Below are 24,779 nucleotides of genomic sequence, written 5' to 3' on the forward strand. Positions count from 1 at the left end.
ACGCATGGCGTTCGCGGACTTACCCCACGATCTAGGCGTGGAGTTCCTTCACCTGCTCCTCATTGATCTCGGGATTCTTTCTGCCACCGCGTTCAAACACGCCGGAGGCGCCCTCAAAGAGCGCACGTTTCCATTGATGGATCATCGTCGGATGCACCCCGAACCGGCTTGCCAGCTCGGCGGCGGTCTCCTCACCCTTCAAGGCTTCCAGCGCGACCTTCGCCTTAAATTCAGGCGCATGTTGTTTGCGTTTCGACATCTCTGATCTCCTTTTCGTCGAAGATCAGCAGACTGCAAATCGTAGCTTACGTCACTGTCCGAATTTCGGGGGGGTAGCTCAGAGGATCCGGATCCTAGTGAGCGTAAAGAGAACAAAAAGCTTTTGGGGTCAACGGCACTGGGGTATACCAACGCCCTACAGGGAAGGCCACCTAACCACTTCCCCAAATACAACATAAGTTATTGATATTAATCAAAATTCTATAATTTTTTAGCAATCAACGGTCATTTGATATAGGTTTAATGGACAACATTTCCTCCAAAATGGACATTTATTAGTGGGTCCTACAACCTGCCGCCCGTTCCCTTCATTGTTTCCAACATATTTCCCCCGGATAACTCACTTCATTGTTTCCACTCAGGACACGGTTAATATTTGGCAGCTTCCGCAAAGATCACTCATCCCCCGGATTTTTGCAGGTTTTTACGCCGCATTTCACGCGAATCCCTGCAACAACCTTGGGTTGTCGTGGTTACTCATTGGTTAACCGCGCCATCATTTGGTCATTATTGTTTCTAAAATATAAACAACCACACATCCCGCCGTGCGCCGGACAGAGCCGCGACGCAACGGCGGTTTGGGCCGTGCAAAAGTGATCCCGCAACGACGTCCACCGCTCCGACCGCGCCACACATCCCCACGCGGGACACAGGCGCTTGAGGACCGGATCAGGACCAAGAAGGAGAGCTTTCCATGACGGACATTATGACAATGCTGACCACCCTGCGCCGCCCTCGCCTTTTGATCCGCGCCGCGCGGTTCGGGCTGAATGACTACAACCGCAACCGTGATCTCAAACGGCTGACGCGCAGCCTCACCACGCCGTCACCGGAACGCGCCCTCTCCACCCTGATCGAGGAGGAAGCCCGTCTCGAAGAAACCCGCCGCGCGGGCGATGCCAGCTATAGTGTCAAACGTCATGTCGAACTGCTGATCGCGGTGATGGGGGAGGCACGACTACTGCCACCCAAACAGCGCACAGCCTAAGCCCGAAGCACCTGCGCAAATCCCCGCGACAGCCGCAGTGCTGCTCCTCGCAACAGGGCGCAAACAGGCACACAGCCCTGCTCAAAGCCTCCGCAAACGGGGGCTTTTCCTTTTTATTGCACTTTTGCGGCCCTCCGAGGTGGGAATCCATCTTGCCTGAACGCGCACTCCCGCATAAACGCTGGAACATGACCCAGACATCCCATGACCGCCTCCTCATCATCGACTTCGGCTCTCAGGTGACGCAGCTCATCGCGCGGCGTCTGCGCGAGTTGAACGTCTATTGCGAAATCCACCCCTATCAGAAAGTCACCGACGACAGCCTGAAAGCCTTTGATCCCAAAGCGATCATCTTTTCCGGCGGCCCCGACTCGGTGATGCGCGAGGGTAGCCCCCGCCCGCCGAAAGCCGCCTATGAGATGGGCGTGCCGATCCTTGGCATCTGCTACGGCCAGCAGGTCATGATGCATGATCTCGGCGGCCGCGTGGAAGCGGGCGAACATGCCACCGCCGAATTCGGGCGCGCCTATGTCACGCCCACCGACAAACAGGCCGATTTCCTCAACGGCTGGTTCATGGACGCCTCTGGCCGCGAACAGGTCTGGATGAGCCACGGCGACCACGTTGCCGAAATCGCACCGGGCTTTGAAGTCTACGGCACCTCGCCCGGCGCCCCCTTCGCCATCACCGCCGATCTGGCACGCAATTTCTACGCCGTGCAATTCCACCCCGAAGTGCACCACACGCCCAACGGCGCGACGCTCTATGAGAATTTCGTCAAACTCGCGGGGTTCAAGGGCGACTGGACGATGGGCGCTTACCGCGAGGAAATGATTGCGAAAATCCGCGAGCAAGTGGGCGACAAGAAAGTCATCTGCGCGCTGTCGGGCGGCGTGGACAGTTCCGTGACAGGCATCCTGCTGCACGAAGCCATCGGCGATCAGCTCACCTGTGTCTTTGTTGACCACGGGCTGTTGCGTCTCAACGAGGCCGAGCAGGTCGTGGCCATGTTCCGCGACAATTACAATCTGAACCTGATCCATGCCGACGAGAGCGATCTCTTCCTCGGTGAGTTGGAAGGCGTTTCCGATCCCGAAACAAAGCGCAAGATTATCGGCAAACTGTTCATCGACGTATTCCAGAAATACGCCGACCAGATCGAAGGCGCGGAATTCCTCGCCCAAGGCACGCTCTATCCCGATGTGATCGAATCGGTCTCCTTCTCCGGCGGCCCTTCGGTGACGATCAAATCGCACCACAATGTCGGCGGCCTGCCCGAGAAAATGGGCCTCAAACTGGTCGAGCCTCTGCGCGAACTGTTCAAGGACGAGGTCCGCACACTGGGCCACGAGTTGGGCCTGCCCGCCAGCTTCATCGGGCGTCACCCCTTCCCCGGTCCGGGTCTGGCCATCCGCTGCCCCGGCGAGATCACCCGCGAAAAACTCGAAATCCTGCGCAAGGCGGATGCGGTCTATATCGACCAGATTCGCAAACACGGGCTTTACGACGAAATCTGGCAGGCCTTCGCCGCCATCCTCCCCATGCGCACCGTGGGCGTGATGGGCGACGGGCGGACCTATGACTTTGCCGTGGCCCTGCGCGCGGTGACCTCGGTCGACGGGATGACAGCGGATTACTACCCGTTCACCCACGAGTTCCTGGGCGAAACCTCCACCCGCATCATCAACGAGGTCAAAGGCGTGAACCGCGTGTTCTACGACTGCACCTCGAAACCGCCGGGCACGATCGAACTGGAGTAAGCTCTCCCTACTCGCGGGGGCCCCTCCCACAAAATCGCAAAGGCGGTCTCCCCCGTGAGATCGCCTTTTCTTTTGCCAAGACGGGCTCCGAAACGCTATGCACAGAAACCGATGAAGGAGGAGCATCCGGTGAGTAAAATTCTGCTGACAGGCACCATGACCTGCGCGCCGTCCGAGGTGGACGGGGTGCTCTCGCTGCTACCCACGCATATCCGCCTGTCGCGCGCCGAACCCGGATGCCTGCAATTCGACCTGTGGCAGGATGAGGTCCGCCCCACCGAATTCCATGTCACCGAAGTGTTCCGCAGCGAGGCCGCCTTTCAGGCCCATCAGGAGCGCACGCAAAGCTCCGACTGGTTTCGCGTAACCGGTCATATGGCCCGTGATTTTCGCAAGAGTTCCGCATGAGCACGCAAAGCCAGCCGTTCAAGGCCGCGCTCTGGATGAGCGGTGCGCTCTTGGGGTTTTCCTCTATGGCCGTGGCGGGGCGGCAACTGGCGGGTCATCTCGACACGTTCGAGATCCTCGGCTACCGCTCGTTCATCGGCCTTCTGATCGTGCTGGCCATCGGAATCGCCCAACGCCGCCTCAAAGAGTTCCGCCCCAAGGCCATGGCCCTGCATGTCGGGCGCAACCTCGGGCATTTCGCGGGTCAGAACCTCTGGCTCTATGCACTCACACTCATCCCGATGGCGCAACTTTTCGCGCTGGAGTTTTCCTATCCGATCCTCGTCGGCCTCGGCGCAACCGTCTTTCTGGGCGAGAAAATGACACCGACCCGCGCCATGACCTCGGCGCTCGGATTCATCGGCATCCTGATCGTTGCGCGTCCCTTCGGCGGGGCGCTCTCGGTCGGGCTGGTCGCCGCCATGCTCTGCGCTCTGGGCTTTGCCGCCTCGGCGCTGTTCACCAAGCGGCTGACCCTGACCGCCCATGTCTCGATCCTCGGCATCATGTTCTGGATGGTCACCTTGCAACTGGGCTTTGGCCTCGTCTGCGCACTGGCGGACGGACATGCGGTGTTACCGCGCTGGATCGACCTGCCGTGGGTGACGGTCGTGGCCGTCTCAGGGCTTGGCGCGCATTTCTGTCTGACCACAGCGCTGTCGCTCGCGCCCGCCTCGATTGTCACGCCAATCGACTTTTTGCGCCTTCCGATCATCGCCGTGATCGGCATGGCCTTTTATGGCGAGAGTCTCGACATCTGGGTATTTCTCGGCGCGGCCATTATTTTTTCTGCCAATTACATCAACATATTGGCTGAAAATCGCCGCATGGCCCGCGTCACACGCCCCCAGTGATGCAGAAAAGCCATGATCGCCTCCCTGCAACGATGACGCGGCGTCAGAATTGCTTGAAATCCTGTCGCGGCTTAGGCTGATTGGACAATAAGAGCAAAAATTCGCTCACCAAGACAATAAACAGATCTAGGAGAAGCGGGCCCGGTGCCCGTCAGGGATGGAGATCATGAAAAACACAACACTACTGGCCGCGACCCTCGCGGTTGGCGCAACAGGCGCATATGCAGGCGGCATGGATCGCTCAGGGCAATCCATTTCACCACTATTCGAAGACGGCACCTATGTCGAACTGAGCTTTGGCTCGGTCAGTCCGGATGTGTCGGGGGTTTTTGGAGGAGCCCTGTCTTCCGGCAACATGGCCAAGTCCTATACGCAAATAGCAGGTGCCTATAAAACAGACCTCTCCGACAAACTATCGGTTGCTCTGATCATCGACCAGCCGTTTGGCGCCGATGTCGATTACGGTGATGCCGATACCAGCTATCCTTTCGTCGGGTCCACCGCGACTGTGGACAGCACAGCCGTCACCGGCGTTCTGCGCTACAAATTCAACGACCGTTTCTCCGTTCACGGCGGTGTGCGGGTGCTGCAATCCAGTGGCGAGGTCGCAATCCCCTATTACTCTTACACAATGGAAACCACGACCGAAACGGACTGGGGTTACCTGCTGGGGGCCAGCTATGAGATTCCGGACATCGCCTTGCGAGCGAGCCTGACCTATAATTCCGAAATCGACATCGACTTTACAACCACCGAAAATGGTCTCGCCAAGAATCCCATGGAAGTGATCATGCCCCAGTCGGTGAATTTCGACTTCCAGACAGGGATTGCCGCAGATACTCTGCTGATGTTCTCGGCTCGCTGGGCGGAATGGACAGAAACTAAGATTTCCCCGAAGAACTTCCCCGACCTCGTGACACATAATGACGACACCATTTCCTATAGCCTCGGCGTCGGTCGTCGCTTTAACGAGAAATGGTCCGGCTCTCTCTCCGTTGGCTATGAAAAATCCTACGGCGGCGAAGCAGGCAATCTGGCCCCGCGCGACGGATACAAATCCCTGACCGCTGGCGTGAAATACAACATCACCGAGCAGACCGCGATTGCGGGTGGCGTTTCCTATGTGTGGGTCGGCGATGCCACAACCGGCACAATCGGAGCGGAGTTCGAAGACAACACCGCTGTCGGCTTCGGCCTGAAACTCTCGCATACGTTCTGATCCGTCAGGTTTCACACAAATTTCGAAAGGCCCTGCCCTCGTGCGGGGCCTTTTTCATGTTGACCGACAGAAGTCCGACACTTGTCCGACAGGTTTCCGACAGCGGTTTCGCCTCATAAATCAGGAACCATGATGTGGCTTTGCACAAATTCCGGTTTGCCTCGCCACCGCGTTCGGGCGAGATTGCCGCCACATGCAGGAGGACGACATCATGGCCCCACAAAAGACCATCACCCCCGCCGCTTGGGCCGGCCTGTTTGTTATGGGCTTTCTCTGGGGCTGTTCCTTTCTTGCGGTTGCCATATTGATCCGCGAGCTTCCGGTCACATGGATCGTTGCAGGTCGCGTCAGCATCGCGGCCCTTGTGCTTTGGAGCTATGTCCTGCTCAAAGGGCTGCCCGTGCCGCCCCTGTCGCGCTATATCTGGCGGTTTGTCCTTGTGGGCAGCATCACCTCTGCTGTGCCTTTCCTATTGATTTCATGGGCACAACACCACATCCCCTCGGGGCTTGCGGGCATTCTCAACGCCTCCACAGCCATCTTCGGCGTGCTCTTTGCCGCGCTGATTTTTGCTGATGAAAAACTCGGTTTGCGCAAGGGCACGGGCGTGGCTTTGGGCGTTTCGGGCATCATCGCCGTGATCGGACCGGAGGCACTCAAGAGCTTTGATCTGACCTCCTTGGGCCAGCTCGCCATGATCGCCGCGACCATGTGTTACGGGCTGTCGAACTCCGTCGGGCGGGTTCTGCTCTCCGATCTGCGCCCCGAAGTTGCCGCCGCAGGGATGCTCACAGGCGCGGCGCTTCTCGCCCTGCCCGTGGCGCTGATCGGCTCCGGCCTTCCACCCCTGTCGCTCCGCCCGGAAACCCTCGGCGCACTGCTATATCTTGCGGTTATGTCCACAAGCCTCACCTACATCATCTATTACAAGGTGATCAAAGTCGCAGGCGCGGGGAACACTTCACTGACCACGCTGATCGTCGCGCCTGTCTCCATCGCACTGGGCGCGCTTGTGCTGGGCGAGAGCCTGTCTGCGCAGGCCTATCTCGGATTCGGCCTTATCGCACTGGGGCTTCTGGTCATCGACGGACGGGTTTTGCGCCGCCTGAGCGGTCGGAACGCCGCATAAGCCCTTGCCTGAAAACCGGCAAGACAGAGTGTCGCAAAAGGCTTTAACGCTTGCGAGAACCGGCGCGCCGTGGCACCACTTTGCCCGACCAGCAGGCCCGATGAACAGGACAAGACCAATGAAATACGAAACAGCCACGGATTGGCAGGGCGCGGCGCACAAGCGCCTCATTCTTTTCGGCATGTCGGGGCTGGGAAAGACCGTCATTTCCAACATGCTGCGCGACACGGGCGCATGGTATCATTACTCCATCGACTACCGTATCGGCACGCGGTATCTGGGCGAAGCCATTGATGACAATCTGAAAAAAGTCGCCATGCGCGAACCATTCCTGCGCGAGCAGTTCCTTTCGGACAGCATCTATATCAAGTCGAACATCAGCTTCGACAATCTCGCTCCTGTCTCCTATTTCCTCGGCAAACCCGGCGCAGAGGCGCAGGGCGGCATTCCCATTGCCGAATTCCAGCGCCGCCAGAGCCTGTTCCAAGAGGCCGAAATTGCCGCACTTATGGACACGGGGCATTTCATTGAGCGCGCCCAGTCTCTCTACGGCTACCCGCATTTTGTCTGCGACACGGGCGGCTCGATCTGTGAATGGGTGGACCCCGAGAACCCCGAGGACCCGATCCTGACATCGCTTGCCAAGGACTCGCTTCTCGTGTGGCTCAAGGGCACCGAGGCCCATACCGAAGAGTTGATCCGCCGTTTCGACAAGGCCCCGAAACCGATGGCCTACCAGCCGGAGTTTCTCGCCGCGATCTGGCAGGAATATCTCGCCGAGAAGGGCGTTGCCGAGGATGCGGTCAACCCTGATGATTTCATCCGCTACACCTATGCGCGCGCGCTCAACCACCGCCAGCCGCGCTATGAGGCCATGGCACGCAACTGGGGCATCACCTTGGACTACGAGGATGTCAAACAGATCAAAGGCCCCGAGGATTTCTCCGCCCTGATTGCTGCCGCGCTTGATAAACGCCCGCAACAGACCTAAATCAAACCCCCTCTGCCAAAAGGACCCTGCAAATGCCCATCACCTTGCCCGAAACCCTTCCCGCCTTTGACGTGCTCTCCGCCGAGGGCGTCATGGTCATGGGCGAAGGTCGGGCAAAATCGCAGGAAATCCGGCCTTTGAGGATCGCGCTTTTGAACCTCATGCCGAAGAAAATCCAGACGGAGAACCAGTTCGCCCGCTTGATCGGCGCCACGCCCTTGCAAATCGATTTCCAGCTGATCCGCATGAGCGAGCATCAGACAAAGAACACCGCCGCCGAACATATGGAGCAGTTCTACCGCCCCTTTAACGCGGTCAAAGCCTCCGGCGAGAAATTCGACGGGCTGATCATCACCGGCGCCCCGATCGAGCATCTGCCCTTCGACGAGGTCACCTATTGGGACGAACTCAAAGAGGTCTTCGCATGGACCCAGACCCATGTGCATTCCACCTTCGGCGTGTGCTGGGGCGGTATGGCGATGATCAACCATTTCCACGGCGTGCAGAAATATCCGTTGGAGCACAAGGCTTTCGGCCTGTTCCAGCAGGACAATCTTGCGCCGAACTCCCCCTATTTGCGCGGGTTCTCCGATCAGTGCTACATCCCTGTGAGCCGCTGGACCGAGATGCGCCAGTCCGAGATAGACGCCGTGCCGGACCTCATTCCGCTTCTGGGCTCCGACGAGACCGGTCCCTGCCTTGTGCAGGACCCCAAGCATCGCGCGCTCTATATCTTCAACCATTTCGAATATGACACGGGCACCTTGCTTGAGGAATATCAACGGGATGTGGAGGCGGGAAAAGAAATCATCCTGCCGAAACACTATTTCCCCGATGACAATCCGGCGCTGCGCCCGATCAACCGCTGGCGGTCCCACGCGCATCTTTTGTATGGCAACTGGATCAACGAAATTTACCAGACCACATATTACGATCTGGACAAGATCGGGAGTTGAGCCGGATGGGTTTCCCCCGCAACGCCGGACAGAAGGCAGAGGTTCCCCATCTTACAAGCAACCGCGCCTTTGTGCGGGCGATGAAAACCCGTCGCAGAGGGGATCTGGTCAAGACCCCCTCCGGCACGGTGATCCATGTCGAGAGCTATGGTGAAAAAGACGCGCCGCCCGTGGTGCTGGTTCATGGTGCGTCAGGCTCGACCTATGACATGAATTTCCGCCTTGCTCCCGCGCTGGACGCGCAGTTCCGCGTCTATGTGGTCGACCGCCCCGGATTCGGCCACAGCCCGCGGATGAAGGACGAAACTCTGAGTGCCCAAGCCCGCGTGCTCCGTCAGGCGGTGCAGCAACTCGACAACCGCCGCCCGATTGTTCTGGGGCAGTCCTATGGCGGAGCGGTGGCGCTGGAATGGGCGTTGCAATCCAATGAGGTCGCAGCACTGGTGCTGGTTTCCGCGCCCAGTCACGACTGGGAAACCGGCCATCCCCTGTTGCACCGTATCTTGGCCAAACCCGTGATCGGCTGGTGGGCGGCGGAGTTTGTCAACGCCTTCACACCGCAATGGATCATCGACAGGCAACTGGCTGGCGTGTTCGCGCCTCAGGACGTGCCCGAGGGCTATGCCGACTACTTCCAGCCGCGCAAGGCCATCTATCCCGTCCGCCATCGCCTCAACGCACGCCAACGCATCGCGCTCAAAGCCGAAATGGCCGCTATGGTGCCCAAATATGCGCAGCTCACCCTGCCCGTCGAAAGCCTGCACGGCACCAAGGACGAGATCGTCCCCGATGTCATCCACGCCCTACCCTTTGACGCGAAAGTGGCGAGCAATCACCTCACCCGCCTTGAGGGGATCGGCCACATGCCCCATCACGTTGCGACAGATGCGGTGGTCGGTGCCGTGCAGCGCGCCGCCGCACGTTGCAACCTCGGCTGAAAAACCCCATAGTGTTAAACAGATTAACACGGAAAGCGACGTGCCATGCCCGACAAGCCCTCCGACCTGCCGTTCGACGGTGCCATTTCCCGTTTCTTCGAGAAGGACGCCCCGAAATCCATCCGCAAAGCCGTGGAAGACGGTGGCAAGAAAGAAATCCTGTCGCCCTCCTTCCCCTATGACCGGTGGATGAAAAAGGACGACTACAAGGACGAACTCGAAGCGCTGCAACGCGAGCTGGTCAAGATGCTCGCCGATGTGCGCGAGACCGGAAAGCGGATCGTCGTGGTCTTTGAAGGGCGCGATGCGGCGGGCAAAGGCGGCACGATCAAGCGTTTCCGCGAAAACCTGAACCCGCGCTCGGCCCGCGTGGTGGCTTTGTCGAAGCCCACCGAACGCGAACAGGGGCAATGGTATTTCCAGCGCTACATCGACCACCTGCCGACCAAGGGCGAAATCGTGCTTTTCGACCGGTCGTGGTATAACCGCGCCGTGGTGGAAAAGGTCTTCGGCTTTTGCACCGACGAGGAGCGCGAGAAGTTCTTTCACCAACTGCCCGAGTTTGAGGACATGCTCGTCTCCGAAGGCATCCAGCTTTTCAAGATCTGGCTCAATGTCGGCCGCGCAGAACAGCTCAAACGCTTTCTGGCGCGCGAACAGGACATTCTCAAACAATGGAAACTCTCCTCCATCGATGTCGAGGGTCTCAAACGCTGGGACGAATATACCGTTGCCATCGCGGAGACGATGGAGCGCAGTCACACCGATTTTGCGCCCTGGACCGTGATCCGCTCTGATGACAAATACCGTGCACGGCTCAATGCGATCCGCTCCGTGCTGACCAAGATCGACTACAAGGGCAAGAACAAGGACAACCTTGGCGAAATCGACGAGAAGATCGTTGACGGGCCTGCGCTGTTGATCACCGGTGACGAAGACGAATAAGCGAGACGGTGCACGCCTATGAGCAAACGTGGCTACCATCACGGCAATCTGCGACAGGCTCTGATCGACGCCGCCTTGGTGTTGATCGAAGCAAAGGGTCCGACAGGGTTCACCCTCTCCGAGGCTGCCAAAACGGCGGGCGTGACCCCTGCTGCCGTCTATCGCCATTTCGAAGGGCGCGAAGACCTGATTGCCGAGATTGCCTTGCAGGGGTTCGCGGTTTTTGCCGACCTGCTCGCCTATGCCTATGACAGCGGGCAGCCCTCTGCTCTGGCTTCCTTCGAGGCTGTGGGACGCGCCTATCTGGCCTTTGCCCGCAAATATCCGGGGCATTATGTGGCCATGTTCGAATCCGGCATCTCGATGCAGCGCACACCGGAACTGCACACCGTTGCCGACCGCGCCTTAGGCGTTCTGGAACGCGCCGCAGAGGATCTCTCGAAACAAATCCCCGAAGCACACCGCCCCCCGCCGCAGATGGTCTCGGCGCATATCTGGGCCATGTCGCACGGGGTGGTGGAACTCTTCGCCCGAGGCACCCCCGGTGCGCGCTGTCCGTTTCCGCCTGAAGACCTTTTGGAAAGTGGAATCGGCATATACTTGCGCGGATTGGGATTGATCCCGCAAGACAAATGAGGTGCCTTCATGACCATAAATCGCAGAACATTTGTCGCCGGTAGCCTTGCTTCCGCCTTGCCATTGAGGGCATGGGCCGCGCCAAACTCCCGCACGCACAGCTACGGCGCGGACAAGCTCGACATCTATCCAGCCGCCGAAGCCCGCGGGGCGGTGATCTATGTCCACGGCGGCGCGTGGCGCTCCGGTTCGCGCAAGGCGGTGGGGGCGAAACCCGCTTGGTTCAATTCCATGAATCTGGATTTCATCTCTCTCGACTATCCGCTCCTGCCGAAAACACCCGTCTCCGGTCAGATCAAGGCCGTGCGACAAGCGATTGATTGGGCGTTTGAAAATGTCGCGGCCCCCGAGCGCACCCTCGTCATGGGCCATTCGGCGGGCGCACATCTGGCGGCGATGGCAACACTCACCGGCTGGATGCCGCAACCTGCGGGCGTGATCGTCAATGACACCGGCGCGGTCGATCTGGTCACCCTGTCCCGCGCCCATGATGGTCACCTGCCAACGGGCACACGCCACGCTTTCAAGGACCGCTCGCAATGGGGCGCGCTCTCACCGGCCTATAGCCTTGCCCGCAACCTGCCGCCCGTTCTGGCGATCTACTCCAAGGTGCGCGGTCACGGCATGGCCATGTCGAATTTCGCCACTCTGGCACACGGCAACGGGGCGGAGGTCACGGTTTTCGACGGGTCCGCCTATCGCCATGCAGAGGTCAACCGCAGCTTGGGCACCGGCAAAATTCCCGATCTTGAACGGGCTGTCACCAGCTTTGTGACAAAGGCGTTGCAACGGTAGAGGCGATCCCGCCTCCCCCTGCCCGCTCATGCCTTCACATCGCGTTATGCGCTTTGCTCGAACACCACCAGAGCGCCGGGCGACCAGTTCACCCGCGCCTGTGTCCCGACCGCCAGAACATCACGGCCAAAGATGTTGCGCATGGAAATCCGTGCCGGATGGTCCACCCCGTCAAAGCGCACGTCGTAATAGGTCATATCGCCATAATAGACCACTTCATCAATCATGGCCGGCGCTTCGCGGTGGGTCGCACTCTGGCCCTCATAGAGCAGCGTGAGCGTCTCGGGCCGGAACCCGACCGTTGCCGCACCAACAGGCACGCCGCCGGGACATTGCGCCTCTGAAATCTCCGTCTCTCCAAGCCCTGCGATTGTCGCGATATAACGCCCGTCCTCCTCGCGCACTGTAGCGGGCAGGAAGTTCATCACCCCGATGAAATCGGCCACCCGCTTCGATTTGGGATTGCGGTAGAGCACTTCGGGATCATCACATTGCGCAATCTCCCCCTCGAACATCACGGCGATCCGGTCGGACATGACCAGCGCCTCTTCCTGATCGTGTGTCACAAGGATGAAGGTGATCCCCACCTCGCGTTGCAGCTTGATCAGCTCCACCTGCATCTGTTCGCGCATCTTGCGATCCAGTGCGGAGAGCGGCTCATCAAGCAAAAGCACCTTGGGCTTCAACACCAGTGCGCGCGCCAGAGCCACCCGTTGACGCTGCCCGCCAGAGAGCGCATGGGCCGCGCGATGGCCGTAGCCTTTGAGCCCGACCATTTCCAAAGCCGCCTCTGCGGCCTGTGTCTTGTCCGCTTTGGACATGCGCGCCTTGCGCAGCCCGAAAGCCACGTTTTCAATCACCGAGAGATGCGGGAAGATCGCGTAGCTCTGGAACACCATATTGGTCGGGCGCTTGTTCGCAGGCACCCCCCGCATGTCGCGCCCCGTGATCGTCACATAGCCGGTGTCATAGTCCTCAAACCCCGCAATCGTGCGCAAAAGCGTGGTCTTGCCGCAACCGGACGGTCCCAGAAGCGAGAAGAACTCGCCCTGACGGATGTCGAGGTTGATATTTCGCAGAGCATGGTAATCGCCGTAATGTTTGTTGATGTTTTGCAGCGAGATCAGCGGTGTATCAGCAGTCATATCAACCATTTTCAAAGAAAGCCCCCGGTGTCATTGCCCGTGCGCTTGGCGCCCCGGCGGCGGAAATATTCGGCGATGGTAATGAGCAGGATCGACAGCACCACCAGAATGGTGCCCAGAGCCATCACCGCAGGCAGCAGCTTCGGGAACCGCAGCATGGAGAACAGATAGACCGGCAGTGTCGGATCTGCGCCGGTGAGGAAAAAGGCGATGATGAATTCGTCCATTGAAATGGTGAACGAGATCAACAGCGCGGAAATGATCCCCGGCATCACCAGCGGCAGGGTCACAAGACGAAAGGTCGAGACAGGTGTTTCGCCCAGATCATAGGCCGCCTCTTCAAGCGCGGGATCAAGCGCCGCGAAGGCCGATTGCAGGATCGCAATGGCAAAGGGCGTGCAAATGAGCGTGTGCCCCGCAATCACCGACCATGCGCCCGTGTCCAGCCCGATGCGCAGGATCACGATCAAAAGCGACACGGCAACGATGATCTCCGGCAGGACCAGCGGCAGCATGATAAAGCCCATGATGCCTTTCTGACCGGGGAAACTGTAGCGCGATACGGCCATCGCCGCGAAAATGCCCAAGGTGGTCGCCAAGAGCGCGGAGATCACGGCGATCTTGAGCGAGTTGAGCAAAGCGCCATGCATCTCGGACAGTGTCAGAAGCTGGGTGAACCATTCGGTCGTGAAACTCTCCAGCGGAAAGGCGATGATCGTCGAGCTGTTGAACGCAAAGAGTGGTAAAAGGAAGATCGGCGCGTAAAGGAAGATCAGGTAGAAGATCGCATAGACCTTGAGCGTTTTCATGTCCGACCTCCTTTTTTGCCACCTGCGGCGCGATTGCCGAGGATCAGGAACACAACGGCAATCACCGCCACGATCAACATGGCGATCACCGCCAAAGTCGCTCCCAGCGGCGCGTTGTTGAGGCGCAGGAACTGGGTCTGGATCATATTCGCAATCATCAATCCCCCCGGCCCGCCGACAAGCCGCGGTGTCACATAGTCGCCAATAGTCGGGATAAAGACGATCAACACAGCCGCCACCACACCGGGGGCCGCCAGAGGCAGGGTCACACGCAGAAAGGTCATGGTCCGGCTCTCTCCCAGATCGCGCGAGGCTTCCAGAAGCGAGCGGTCAATCTTTTCGAGGGCGACGAAAATCGGCAGGATCGCGAAAGGCGCATAGGCATGGGCCAGTGTCAGTATCACCGCATTGACGTTGTAGAGAATGAAAGACAGAGGTTCTTCAAGCAAACCAACGACTTTCAGGCCGGAGTTCAGAACCCCGTTATAGCCGAGAATGACTTTCCAGAGGAACACACGGATCAGGTAGGAGGTCCAGAACGGGATGGTGATGAGGAAAATCCACAGGGACTTATGCTCCGGCTTCACCCCGAAGGAGACGAAATAGGCAATCGGAAAGGCCAGAAGCACCGTGATCAGCGTCACAAGCCCCGAGACCATCAGCGAGCGCAGCATCAACTGGCGGTAAAGCGGATCGGTCAGCGCCTCCTTGTAATTGGCCAGCGTAAAGGTCGTGTCAAAATCGCGCACGCCCGTCTGGGTCCAGAACGAAATCAGGACCACCGCCGCCAGAGGAATGGCCAGCAGCAAGAGCGCATAGAGCGCGGTCGGTGAAACGAGCAAGACGCCAACGCCTCGCTCTGAGCGGAAAAATCGACGGAGCCTGTCGCTCGCGGCCATACTGTCTTCCCTTCCCGGACCGGCCCTCTGGCCGGGGTGTTTAAAGCGTTTCTTGAAAGGCCCAAGCCGGAGTTTCCGCGAAACGCCGCACAACGTATTGTGGTCATAGTCCTTTCACAACCAACGGATAACCGGAGCCTATCGTGAAATGCCTGAGAATGATCCTGAAAATATTTTGATCAAATTTGCAAGGGATTCGCCCGAGGCTCACGCCGGATCGCACGTTTTCAGGGCATGTGCCACTTGATCGATCACCAAACAGGCAAACTCCGCATTGACCCGCGCAGTGTTATACTCCGCGCCCGTCGTGCTGCGTGTGCTGACATAATCCTCTTTCGTGAACATCCCGTCCGCCGTCAGGCTCACCCTTGGTTGCGGCAGGAAATGCACGCCGATGTCGGCACAGAGTTCCCCCGCGATCCGGTCGAACCACGCAGAGACAAAAGGCCCGTCGCCCTGCGCCGCCAGCTGCGAAAGCTTCACCTCTCTCCCGTCGGTCTGGCACGCCTCCGCCGAAGGGCGCGGTAGGCTGACGAGGAAAATCGGCACCTCGGTCTTCGCACGCAAACTTCGCGCCAAGGCAACCGCCTGCGTCGCCTCCAGCCGCTCCCGCGTATAGGCCCGCAGCATGGCGGTGGAGGCCAAAGGCCGCTCGGAATCCAGTGCAGACATGGCATCTTCGACAGAGGGCATATCCAGACAGGACAGCTCCCCAAATATCTCCACCACCGGCGCGATCCCCAGCCCTGAGATGACAAAACCATCATAGCCCGCCATCAGGTCGGCGCCCATATCCACCTGCCCCTGCTCAAACCACAGATCCGGCCAGCGCGCCGCACGCTGCGCTGGGTCACAGACGAACAACCCGTCATCTCCGAGGACACACAGACGCTTGCTCATCTCTTCGCACCCTCACTCTCGCCAACAGGTCCGGCCACCGACGCAAGACCTTGCGCTGTCAGGAAAACACGCATCACCGTCTCAACCATCTCGGGCCGCACAGAGCGCAGGTCCGGCGCATATGCCGCCTCAATGCTGGCCCAAGTGGTGACGATCTCGAAAGCGGGGAAATAATCCACCGCCTTATACTTGTCCGCCATCGCACCTGCCGCAGCACGCAACAGAGCTTTCGAATGGCTGTTCGCCGCCAGAACATGCTGACCCGAAGCCGTAGCCCCCAAAGGCACGGGGGACACGGTGAGCAACAGCCGCGCATCCTTGTTCATCCCGCGCAAAAGCCGCAGGATTTGCAACAGATCGGCATGGATTTCGTCATAGGTGAAGTTGTGAAATACGGTGCGCGTCGGATCATAGCTCCCCGCGATCACATCCGGCCCGAGGACAAGCGTGCGCCCGCTCTCGCGATCCATCCACCCTTCACTCGCCCCCAGCGTGAAGACAAACACATCCGCCACCTGCGCAAGTGCAGCCACCTGCACCAGATGCTCCCGCCGAAGCTCCACCGCCTCTTGCAAGGTCGCGCAGCCTTCCGGCTCCACATCAGGACGCAACGCATCGAACCATTTCCCCCCGAGGCACCGAAACAGGCGCTCGTCCACATGCAGGCTCTGCGCATCCTCCAGAAGTTCACGCAACTGCCGCGCCGTAAGGATGTCACCGTAACGCGCCGAATAAACCCCATATCCAAAGCGCCGCGCCAAAGCCGTGCTCATACCTTCCGGCTTGGGTTCGGCGTCCAGCACATTGCCCCCCGCAAGGCGCAAAGACCGGCCGATATGCTTGGCAAAACAGCTCCCTGCCGTGGCGACAGAAGTATCCCGCGTGATCCGTACCTTCGGCCTGTAAATCTCCGGCCAATTGCAACGATCCGCCTCGACCACGCCACTGCGCCAAAAGCTCCGTGCCGGACTGTCTTGATAGGGATGGGTCAAATGGATCACTCGTCAGTCAATTGCCCCACCACTATGCCGCGCAGCCTCAAGGATGCCAAGGCTCCGCTGCGTCCGTGCCCGCGAAACACCGCCCACGGGCAACCTGCCGACTTTTGGAGGCAGGCAGAAAGAGAGAGAATTGCTCTCAATCCAGACCACGTTCAGGATCGTCAAGAGAGGGAACCTGTCGCGCCCAGTAGGCATACTCGCCAGAGGTCGCGCGTGCGTAGAGATCGACCAAAGCGCCCAGCGGATCGCTCTCATGAAAGTCCACACGCAGCGTCAGCAGAGCCGTATCCCTGCGCAACTCCAGCAGTGCTGCAGACATCAACCCGCGACTGTCACCACCGGCAGCACGTCCAGCCTCCAGCGCGGCAATCATCCGGCGCCCCAAGGGCCCCTGCGCGTCAAGGTAGCCGTCCCGAATGGCCGCAAGCACCTTGGCATCTGCAAGAATATTACCGGCCACAATTCCGTTGGGAAAAATCAAAGCCCCCTTTTGATCACCGTTATTCGCACCAGTAAACGCCGCCCCCTGCCCGCTTACATCCAGCGCGGAGAGTTGCCGATCTTCCCGATTTCGATCCCGCTCGACGACCTCTGCAACGGCACGTTTTGCCGGACGTCCCTCCGCCATGCACCGCAAAACATCCTCTCCCCAAAAACTCGAAGGCGACGCACCCTGCGAGGCTGACATGCCTGCATGCAACTCACCACGCAGCACCCACCCCCCGACACACAGGCTTCCCGTCGCTGCCGCTCCCGCAAGTGCGCCGGTTTCGGGGTCTCTTACAAGCAGGGAAAAAGTCATGTCGTCATCCTTCACGATGGTTGTGCCGCCTATTTCGGCACAAACCGGATAAAGCTTCAATAATTATCATGATAAATTGACGAATTAAATTATCGTGATAAATTTGATTCCAATAATACCCCATCCGACAAGCAGGGAGTGCAACTGATGGACCTCATAAACTGGACACGCCGCGGCCTGATCGCGACGGCAGCCGCCTCATTGTTGACCGGCACATTCATGACCACGGCTCCAGCCATAGCCCAAACCCCCGAAGGCGTGCTGATCGTCGGTCAGATTGCCGAACCCAAATCGCTTGATCCGGCAGCGGTCACGGCGGTGAACGATTTCCGTATTCTGGTGAACCTTTACGAGGGCCTTGTGAAATATGCCCCCGGCACGCTCGAAGTTGCGCCGGGGCTGGCCGAAAGCTGGGAGATTTCCGAGGATGGCACGGAATATACCTTTCACCTGCGCGAAGGTGTGACCTTCCATGACGGCACGCCATTCAACGCGGAGGCGGTAAAATTCAATTTCGACCGGATGCTTGACGAAAACCACCCCTATCACAACACGGGGCCCTTCCCGCTGGCCTTCTTTTTCTCGGCCATTGAAGAAACTGTGGTGGTGGATGATCTCACCGTAACGTTCAAATTGAACGGCCCCTATGCCCCGTTCCTCTCGAACCTCGCCTATCCCACGGGGCTGATAATCTCCCCCGCCGCAGTCGCGCAATATGGAGCGGATGTCGGTCGCCACCCCACAGGCACCGGCCCTTTCAAATTCGCTGAATGGCGTTCCAACGAAGCGGTGGTGATCGAGAAGAACCCCGACTACTGGGGCGATCCAGCGGACACCGAAGCGGTCGTTTTCCGCCCCATCACCGATGCCAACACCCGCGTGGCCGAAATGCTCGCAGGCGGAATCGACATGATGGTCGAAGTGCCGCCCACCGCCCTGTCGCAATTTCAGGGAGAAGGTTTCAACATCGTAGAACAGGCAGGTCCGCATCTGTGGTTCCTGATCCTCAATGCCAAGGAAGGCCCCTTTGCCGATGTGCGCGTGCGTCAGGCCGCCAATTACGCGATCAACAAAGAGGCTCTGGTCAACAACGTGCTCGAAGGCACCGCCGACGTCGCTGCCGGTCCGACCCCGCCCGCATTTGCATGGGCCTATAATGACGATCTCTCGCCCTATCCCTATGATCCGGAAAAGGCCAAGGCCCTTCTGGCCGAAGCAGGCGTCGAGTCTACCGAGATCACCTTCTATGTGACCGAAGGCGGTTCGGGCATGTTGGACCCGATCCCGATGGGCACGGCCATTCAGGCCGATCTCAATGCGGTCGGGTTTGATGTGAAGATCGAAACCTATGAATGGAACACCTTCCTTGGCGAGGTGAACCCCGGTCTTGAGGGCAAGGCCGATATGGCCGAAATGGCGTGGATGACCAATGACCCCGACACGCTGCCCTTCCTCGCGCTGCGCACAGAAGCATGGCCCGACAAGGGCGGCTTCAACTCCGGCTATTATTCCAATCCCGAAGTCGATGCGCTTCTGGAGAAAGCCCGTGTCTCCACCGATCAGGAAGAACGTGCCGCGCTTTACAAAGAGATGCAGGCGATTGTGCAAGAGGACGCCCCGTGGGTCTTTGTTGCCAACTGGAAACAGAATGCCGTGACGACAGATCGGGTCGGGAATTTTTCACTCGAACCCTCCTTCCTGTTGCAACTGCAAAACGTGACCAAAGAGTGATCTGCTAAAGTCCCGCTGCGGACTTTCCTTGGTCCCTTCCGGCTTCCCGTGCCCGACAATAGTCCGACGGGAAGCCGACGCTTAGCCGACACCTGTTTTGATGCCAGCCAGAGGGGAGAGCACCCGTGGGCAGCTACATCCTGAAACGTCTCATTTCCGCCGTTCCCGTGCTGTTCGGGATCACCGTGATTGTGTTTCTGATCATGTCGATGATCCCGGGCGATCCGGCCACCGCGATTTTGGGCAGCTATGCCACGCCCGAAAATGTCGAGAAGCTGAACCGCGACCTCGGACTCGATAAACCATTGGTTCAGAGGTATTTTATCTGGCTCGAAAATATGCTGACCGGCGATTTCGGACGGTCGTTCTCGCTCAACCGCCCCGTGCTCGACGAGATACTGGAACGCTTCAGCGCGACGTTGGTTCTGGCAGGAACCTCCTTTGTCCTCTGCGCCATTCTCGGCATCCTCGCAGGCGCCATCTCCGCGGCGCGTCAATACGGGCTGGCCGACAAGCTCATCACCCTCGTTGTCCTGATCGGCATCTCCATCCCCAGCTTTTTTCTGGGCATGATGATGATCCTCATCTTCGCTGTGAAACTCAAATGGCTCCCCGTCTCCGGCATGTATGCAATCTATGGCGGCGGTGATCTGCCCGATCTCATCAACCACCTGATCATGCCCGCATCTGCGCTGGCCGCCGTGGCCACTGGCGTGGTCGCACGCATGTCGCGCTCCGCCATGCTCGAAGTGCTGCGGCAGGACTATATTCGCACCGCCCGCGCCAAAGGCGTGCGCGAACGCCGCGTTCTGATGGGCCATGCCTTGCGGGCCGCGATGGTCTCCATCATCCCCGTGCTGGGCATTCAGGCGGGCTTTGTCCTCTCCGGCGCGGTCTATATCGAGATGGTCTTTCAATGGCCGGGCGTGGGGCGGATGCTGGTTGATGCCATCCTCAAACGCGACCTCCTCCTTGTGCAGGGCGGCGTTGTTTTCGTCGCGGCTTGTTACGTGCTGTTCAATATCGCAGTCGATGTGGCGCAAAGCCTGCTTGACCCGCGCATCAAGACGTAAGGAATTGAACGCATGACATTTCTTCGGCTTCTCTTTCGCAACCGTCTCGCAGGTCTTGGTGCCGTGATCCTCGGGATAATCATCATTCTTGTCACCATTACACCGCTTCTGCCGCTCCCTGATCCGAATGCCACCGCCACGGCGAACCGTTTTCTGCGCCCCTTTTCGGAGGGCCATCTTCTAGGCACAGACCACCTTGGCCGCGACATCCTTGCCCGCCTGCTCTATGGCACGCGCATCTCCCTTGCCATCGGCCTTGTCTCTGCCTTTTTTGCCGCCCTCTTCGGTTCCGCCATCGGCATTATCGCAGGCTACTTCGGCGGTCGCATAGACAACGTAATCATGCGGTTGATCGATATGCTCATGGCCTTTCCCTATATCCTTCTGGCGCTAGCTATTGTGGCGGCGCTCGGTCCGGGGTTGATGAATGCGCTTATCGCGGTGGCCGCCGTGAACGTCCCCTTCTTTGCCCGCAATATCAGAGGCATCACGGTATCTCTGGCAGGTCGTGAATTCATCGACGCGGCACGACTGGCAGGTCTTGGACACACACGGATCATCCTCTCGGAACTTCTGCCCAATGTGCTGCCGGTCATCGTGATCGGCATCTCGACCACTGTGGGCTGGATGATACTGGAAACGGCGGGGCTGAGCTTTCTCGGTCTCGGGAGCCAGCCACCCAATGCCGACCTCGGCTCCATGCTGGGCGAGGCCCGTGCGGCGCTCATTACCGCGCCACATACCTCCATCATTCCCGGCATCATGATTTTCCTCATCGTCATGTCGATCAACCTTCTGGGCGACGGGGTACGCGACGCGCTTGACCCGCGGCTCAAATCCGGCGCGCTGACACGACCCCGTGCGACAACACGGGTGGACCGCAAGGGCCCTGTCCCACAAGCCGACCAGAAAGGGCTTTTGAATATCCAGTCACTGGAAACCCAATTCCATGTTGGCCCGCGCATCTACCGCGCTGTCAACGAGGTCTCGCTCCATGTGTCTGCGGGGGAATGTCTAGGCATCATCGGTGAGTCCGGATCTGGCAAATCCGTGACGGCACTTTCGGTCATGGGGCTCGTCGCCTCTCCCCCCGGTGTCATTACCGGCGGTGCGGTGCGCTACGACGGAGAGGACCTGCTTGATGCCTCCTATGAACGTCTGCGCCAAAAGCGCGGCAACAACGTCGCCTATATTTTCCAAGACCCCCTCGCGACGCTCCACCCGCTCTACAAGATCGGGGATCAGTTGGTGGAGGCCATCCAGTCCCATAACAACACATCAACCAAAGAGGCCCGCACCAAAGCGCTCGAATTGCTAAAATCAGTACGCATCCCGAATGCGCCGGAACGGCTGGACAACTATCCCCATGAAATGTCGGGTGGGATGAGGCAACGGGTTGGCATTGCCATGGCGCTCGCCAATGATCCCGAAGTGATTATCGCCGACGAACCCACAACCGCGCTCGACGTGACGGTTCAGGCACAAATTCTTACCCTGCTGGACGACCTGCGACGCGAACGCGGGCTGGCGATCATTTTCATCACCCATGACTTCGGCGTGGTCGCCCAACTTTGTGATCGGGTCGCCGTTATGTATGCGGGGCGGATTGTCGAGGAAGGCCAAACCAAAGCCGTGCTCGATGCGCCCGCCCATCCCTATACAAAGCGCCTGATCGCCTGCGTGCCCGAACTGGGCGGCGGGCGGCGAGAACTGGCCGCGATCCCCGGCCTGCCGCCCGTGGTCGACCGCCTGCCCGAGGGATGCGCCTTCGCCGCGCGTTGTGACAAGGCACAAGACGCCTGCCACCGTGGCTATATTCCGCTGAACGGCCATGCGCCCCGCGCAGTCCGCTGCCTGTTTCCCGAGGAGGTCGTCTGATGCCCGCTCTCAAATTCACCAACCTGTCGAAAACCTTCCCGCGCGCCAAACCGCTCTTTGGCAAGGCACGCGCAGGCGTGCGCGCTGTGCGCCCAATGTCCTTGACCGTTGAGACCGGAGAAACACTTGGCATCGTCGGCGAATCCGGCTGCGGGAAATCCACACTCGCGCGGATGCTGGTGGGGCTTCTGGAACCGAGCAGCGGCCAGATAGAGATTGCAGGAAAAGCACTCGACACCGCTGATCCAGCAGCCTTTGGACGCCTCATCCAATATGTGTTTCAGGACCCGATTTCCTCGCTCAACCCGCGCAAAACCATTCGTCAGATCATGGAAACCCCGCTCAAACAGTTGCACGGGATGGATCGGGCCGAACGCTCGGCAAGGATTGGGAAAATTTTCGCCTCGGTCAATCTGCGCAAGGAATTCCTTGACCGCTACCCACATGAATTTTCCGGAGGTCAGGCCCAACGGATCGGTATCGCACGAGCGCTGGCCGCACATCCCAAAATCATGGTTCTCGACGAACCGGTATCGGCACTGGATGTCTCGATTCAAGCACAGGTGCTAAACCTTCTCGCTGACCTGAAATCGAAGTTCGACCTCACATATTTGTTTATTTCCCATGACCTTGCCGTTGTGGAGGCCGTCTCGAACCGTGTGATCGTGTTGTATTTCGGAGCGGTGGTCGAGATAGGCAAGGCAGAGGATATTTTCAACAGCCCCAAACATCCCTATACACAGCTCCTCGCCGACAGCGCACCAGTGGTAGGTCGCCCCCTCAAGGCGCCGGAACAGAAAGACAGCGAGTTGCCTGATCCGCTCAATCCACCCAAGGGCTGCGCTTTTGCAGGGCGTTGTATATATGCTAGCGATCTGTGCCGCAGCACAGAACCGGAATTGCGCGTTATGGGAGAAAACCAACTTGCCGCATGTCACCACCCTATCTGATGTAGAAAAAGCAAAAGAGGCAAAGCCCTCGCGGCCTGTGCGCGTCGCCGAGGCGATCAAGTCATTGGTCGTCGCAGAGGCCATGAAACCGGGGGACCGTCTGCCCTCCGAGACGGACATGATGGCGCGTTTCTCAATGTCAAAAGGGACGATCAGGGAGGCAATGCGCATTCTGGAAGCCCAAGGGCTGATCAAGACGCGCACTGGTCCTGGCGGTGGCGCATTTGTTCATGAAGTCAGTCGGGATCGCGCCAAGGCCTTGCTCGGAAATTACTTCTATTTCAAAAACCTGACGATCGGGGACATCTACCAGATGCGGCGAGCGCTGGAACCCGTCAATGCCGCCTTTCTCGCAGGAAAACTTCCCGCAACGGTATTGAGACAGCTTGAGGAGATCACAACCTCTTATGACAAACCGGCGCAATCAGCAGAAGAGGAACGCAAACAACACCTCGCCTCTCTGCGTTTCCACGCGCTTCTAGCCGAACAGTCCCACAACCCGCTTTTGGGATTCATAATCGATTTCATGGTGAATCTGCTGGCTGATATCACCGTATATCGTCAGCTCTATACCCCCGTAAATCCCGAACTGCGCAATAGAGGCTCCGACTATCAAAAACGCCTTCTCGCGGCGCTCAAAGAAGGCGACGCGGGCGCAGCCAAAGCCATCATGACAGCACATATGGAAACAGCCTGGGCACTCATGGGGAATCAGGAAGCCATTGCCTTAAGCCGTTTCCTGCCAGAGTAGCCGCCGATCATGCTCCACATCAGAACGCGTGAAACTCTACTGTCGCGCAATAATTTACGGAACCCGACCTTGTTCACACCGTGCATCGTGACCTGAAAGTTCTGCTCCACTTTCCTTTTCATCCACTCGATACAAGACATTCACATGGATGTTGCAGCGCCCGTCATGCTTGAGCGCCTCATCGGCGTAGAGGTCCATAGAGGTGGTCCTGCTTTTTCGACCATCTTGCAGCCCATTTAAGGTGGATCAGGGTTTCACATTAGGCTGCTAATCTCATCGGTTCTGTTTTGCTGGCATAGGCCTCATCGGGGGTCAAGATGCCGTGAGACGAATGCGGGCGTTCGGCATTGTAATAAGCGAGCCAATTTCCAATGCCTTGTCGGGATTCTGACCCCGTCTCAAAGGCGTGCAGGTAGACGCATTCGCATTTTAAAGATCGCCACAACCGTTCGATCATTCGATTGTCGGCCCAGCGACCTTTCCCGTCCATGGAGATCTTCACACCAGCCTTAGACAACGCATTGGTCCATTCAAAGCCAGTGAACTGACTGCCCTGGACGCCCTTCTAAGAGTCAAGCGGCGATTTGTGTCTGATTTATTTCTTTATGCCGCCGCATGATGATGCCGAAGACTTCTCGCGCAATATAGCGTTTCAGGCTGCGAATGGCTTCCATTTTCGAGTTTCCGGCCGCAATGCGCTTGGCAACATAGTCTTGGGTCCGGGGATCCAGTCGCAAACGTCCTATGGCGATGATGTGGATCGCGCTGTTGGCGGCGCGATCACCGCCTCTGTTCAGCCTATGTCGAACCGTTTTCCCTGATGAAGCCGGAACGGGACTAACGCCGCACAGGGCCGCGAAACTTGCTTCGGACTTCAATCGCTCGGGATTGTCTCCGGCGGTC

Annotated in this window: 26 protein-coding genes and 1 pseudogene; 17 read left to right on the forward strand and 10 right to left on the reverse strand. The window is 58.7% G+C overall.

Annotation, left to right across the window (positions count from 1 at the left end):
• Positions 1-31: 31 nt before the first annotated feature.
• Entirely contained in the window at positions 32-259 is a 228-nt protein-coding gene (locus tag BM152_RS17230) for an IS3 family transposase (RefSeq protein ID WP_066598943.1), read from the reverse strand.
• 714 nt (positions 260-973) lie between these two features.
• Between BM152_RS17230 and BM152_RS17235 the strand changes: the two genes are divergently transcribed.
• From BM152_RS17235 to BM152_RS17290, 12 genes are all read left to right on the forward strand, one after another.
• Positions 974-1,267, forward strand: coding sequence for a DUF6477 family protein (locus tag BM152_RS17235; protein ID WP_066599157.1), 294 nt, complete (start codon positions 974-976; stop codon positions 1,265-1,267).
• A gap of 188 nt (positions 1,268-1,455) precedes the next feature.
• On the forward strand, positions 1,456-3,027 hold the full coding sequence (gene guaA, locus BM152_RS17240; RefSeq protein WP_066599160.1) for a glutamine-hydrolyzing GMP synthase: 1,572 nt from the start codon (positions 1,456-1,458) through the stop codon (positions 3,025-3,027).
• Positions 3,028-3,156: 129 nt separating this feature from the next.
• The gene (locus BM152_RS17245; RefSeq protein WP_231730462.1) at positions 3,157-3,435 is read left to right on the forward strand and encodes a putative quinol monooxygenase; all 279 of its coding nucleotides are present in this window, start codon (positions 3,157-3,159) and stop codon (positions 3,433-3,435) included.
• On the forward strand, positions 3,432-4,328 hold the full coding sequence (locus BM152_RS17250) for a DMT family transporter (protein ID WP_066599169.1): 897 nt from the start codon (positions 3,432-3,434) through the stop codon (positions 4,326-4,328). Before BM152_RS17245 ends, BM152_RS17250 begins: the two co-directional genes overlap by 4 nt.
• Positions 4,329-4,485: 157 nt before the next feature.
• Positions 4,486-5,547: an OmpP1/FadL family transporter gene (locus BM152_RS17255; RefSeq protein ID WP_074914564.1), complete on the forward strand. Its 1,062-nt coding sequence runs from the start codon at positions 4,486-4,488 to the stop codon at positions 5,545-5,547.
• Positions 5,548-5,758: 211 nt separating this feature from the next.
• The gene (locus tag BM152_RS17260) at positions 5,759-6,676 is read left to right on the forward strand and encodes a DMT family transporter (protein ID WP_066599215.1); all 918 of its coding nucleotides are present in this window, start codon (positions 5,759-5,761) and stop codon (positions 6,674-6,676) included.
• A gap of 118 nt (positions 6,677-6,794) precedes the next feature.
• Positions 6,795-7,667 carry an ATPase gene (locus tag BM152_RS17265; RefSeq protein WP_066599172.1) on the forward strand — a complete coding sequence of 291 codons (873 nt, stop codon included), beginning with the start codon at positions 6,795-6,797 and terminating at the stop codon, positions 7,665-7,667.
• Positions 7,668-7,699: 32 nt separating this feature from the next.
• On the forward strand, positions 7,700-8,623 hold the full coding sequence (locus BM152_RS17270) for a homoserine O-succinyltransferase (RefSeq protein WP_066599175.1): 924 nt from the start codon (positions 7,700-7,702) through the stop codon (positions 8,621-8,623).
• 5 nt (positions 8,624-8,628) lie between these two features.
• Positions 8,629-9,561: an alpha/beta fold hydrolase gene (locus BM152_RS17275; protein ID WP_066599177.1), complete on the forward strand. Its 933-nt coding sequence runs from the start codon at positions 8,629-8,631 to the stop codon at positions 9,559-9,561.
• A gap of 45 nt (positions 9,562-9,606) precedes the next feature.
• Positions 9,607-10,506, forward strand: coding sequence for a polyphosphate kinase 2 (gene ppk2, locus BM152_RS17280; RefSeq protein ID WP_066599179.1), 900 nt, complete (start codon positions 9,607-9,609; stop codon positions 10,504-10,506).
• Between the two features lie 18 nt (positions 10,507-10,524).
• Positions 10,525-11,142, forward strand: a complete 618-nt coding sequence (locus BM152_RS17285; protein WP_066599180.1) for a TetR/AcrR family transcriptional regulator — start codon at positions 10,525-10,527, stop codon at positions 11,140-11,142.
• Positions 11,143-11,151: 9 nt separating this feature from the next.
• A complete protein-coding gene (locus tag BM152_RS17290; protein ID WP_066599184.1) occupies positions 11,152-11,937 on the forward strand; it encodes an alpha/beta hydrolase in 786 nt (261 codons plus the stop codon).
• A 44-nt stretch (positions 11,938-11,981) separates the two neighbouring features.
• On the opposite strand, the gene BM152_RS17295 is transcribed toward BM152_RS17290, so the two are convergent.
• From BM152_RS17295 to BM152_RS17320, 6 genes are all read right to left on the reverse strand, one after another.
• Positions 11,982-13,091 carry an ABC transporter ATP-binding protein gene (locus BM152_RS17295; protein ID WP_231730463.1) on the reverse strand — a complete coding sequence of 370 codons (1,110 nt, stop codon included), beginning with the start codon at positions 13,089-13,091 and terminating at the stop codon, positions 11,982-11,984.
• Between the two features lie 2 nt (positions 13,092-13,093).
• Positions 13,094-13,891, reverse strand: coding sequence for an ABC transporter permease (locus BM152_RS17300; RefSeq protein WP_066599186.1), 798 nt, complete (start codon positions 13,889-13,891; stop codon positions 13,094-13,096).
• On the reverse strand, positions 13,888-14,790 hold the full coding sequence (locus BM152_RS17305; RefSeq protein ID WP_066599187.1) for an ABC transporter permease: 903 nt from the start codon (positions 14,788-14,790) through the stop codon (positions 13,888-13,890). Before BM152_RS17305 ends, BM152_RS17300 begins: the two co-directional genes overlap by 4 nt.
• 207 nt (positions 14,791-14,997) lie before the next feature.
• Positions 14,998-15,690: a hypothetical protein gene (locus BM152_RS17310; RefSeq protein ID WP_066599190.1), complete on the reverse strand. Its 693-nt coding sequence runs from the start codon at positions 15,688-15,690 to the stop codon at positions 14,998-15,000.
• The gene (locus BM152_RS17315) at positions 15,687-16,691 is read right to left on the reverse strand and encodes a GSCFA domain-containing protein (protein WP_082715263.1); all 1,005 of its coding nucleotides are present in this window, start codon (positions 16,689-16,691) and stop codon (positions 15,687-15,689) included. Before BM152_RS17315 ends, BM152_RS17310 begins: the two co-directional genes overlap by 4 nt.
• 136 nt (positions 16,692-16,827) lie before the next feature.
• The gene (locus BM152_RS17320; protein ID WP_066599196.1) at positions 16,828-17,493 is read right to left on the reverse strand and encodes a DUF1028 domain-containing protein; all 666 of its coding nucleotides are present in this window, start codon (positions 17,491-17,493) and stop codon (positions 16,828-16,830) included.
• 147 nt (positions 17,494-17,640) lie between these two features.
• Between BM152_RS17320 and BM152_RS17325 the strand changes: the two genes are divergently transcribed.
• The 5 genes from BM152_RS17325 (at position 17,641) to BM152_RS17345 (ending at position 23,876) form a co-directional block, all read left to right on the forward strand.
• Positions 17,641-19,224 (forward strand): ABC transporter substrate-binding protein, encoded by a 1,584-nt coding sequence (locus BM152_RS17325; RefSeq protein ID WP_066599198.1) that lies wholly within the window; start codon positions 17,641-17,643, stop codon positions 19,222-19,224.
• A 125-nt stretch (positions 19,225-19,349) separates the two neighbouring features.
• Positions 19,350-20,297 carry an ABC transporter permease gene (locus BM152_RS17330; protein ID WP_066599201.1) on the forward strand — a complete coding sequence of 316 codons (948 nt, stop codon included), beginning with the start codon at positions 19,350-19,352 and terminating at the stop codon, positions 20,295-20,297.
• Between the two features lie 12 nt (positions 20,298-20,309).
• The gene (locus BM152_RS17335; RefSeq protein ID WP_066599205.1) at positions 20,310-22,175 is read left to right on the forward strand and encodes a dipeptide/oligopeptide/nickel ABC transporter permease/ATP-binding protein; all 1,866 of its coding nucleotides are present in this window, start codon (positions 20,310-20,312) and stop codon (positions 22,173-22,175) included.
• Entirely contained in the window at positions 22,172-23,125 is a 954-nt protein-coding gene (locus BM152_RS17340) for an ABC transporter ATP-binding protein (protein ID WP_111481420.1), read from the forward strand. The genes BM152_RS17335 and BM152_RS17340 overlap by 4 nt, the downstream gene beginning before the upstream one ends.
• Entirely contained in the window at positions 23,100-23,876 is a 777-nt protein-coding gene (locus tag BM152_RS17345) for a FadR/GntR family transcriptional regulator (protein ID WP_331711558.1), read from the forward strand. Before BM152_RS17340 ends, BM152_RS17345 begins: the two co-directional genes overlap by 26 nt.
• Positions 23,877-23,930: 54 nt before the next feature.
• Here BM152_RS17345 and BM152_RS19340 read toward each other — a convergent pair whose 3' ends face one another.
• The 3 genes and pseudogenes from BM152_RS19340 to BM152_RS17355 all read right to left on the reverse strand — a co-directional run.
• On the reverse strand, positions 23,931-24,074 hold the full coding sequence (locus BM152_RS19340) for a hypothetical protein (RefSeq protein ID WP_156444339.1): 144 nt from the start codon (positions 24,072-24,074) through the stop codon (positions 23,931-23,933).
• A gap of 61 nt (positions 24,075-24,135) precedes the next feature.
• Positions 24,136-24,432: pseudogene (locus BM152_RS17350) on the reverse strand (transposase); the annotation flags it as partial.
• A 16-nt stretch (positions 24,433-24,448) separates the two neighbouring features.
• Positions 24,449-24,779 (reverse strand): transposase (locus tag BM152_RS17355; RefSeq protein ID WP_139222534.1); only part of this gene is annotated, 331 nt, incomplete at its 5' end.

This window comes from Celeribacter halophilus, assembly GCF_900114135.1.
GTDB classification, from domain to species: Bacteria; Pseudomonadota; Alphaproteobacteria; order Rhodobacterales; family Rhodobacteraceae; genus Celeribacter; species Celeribacter halophilus.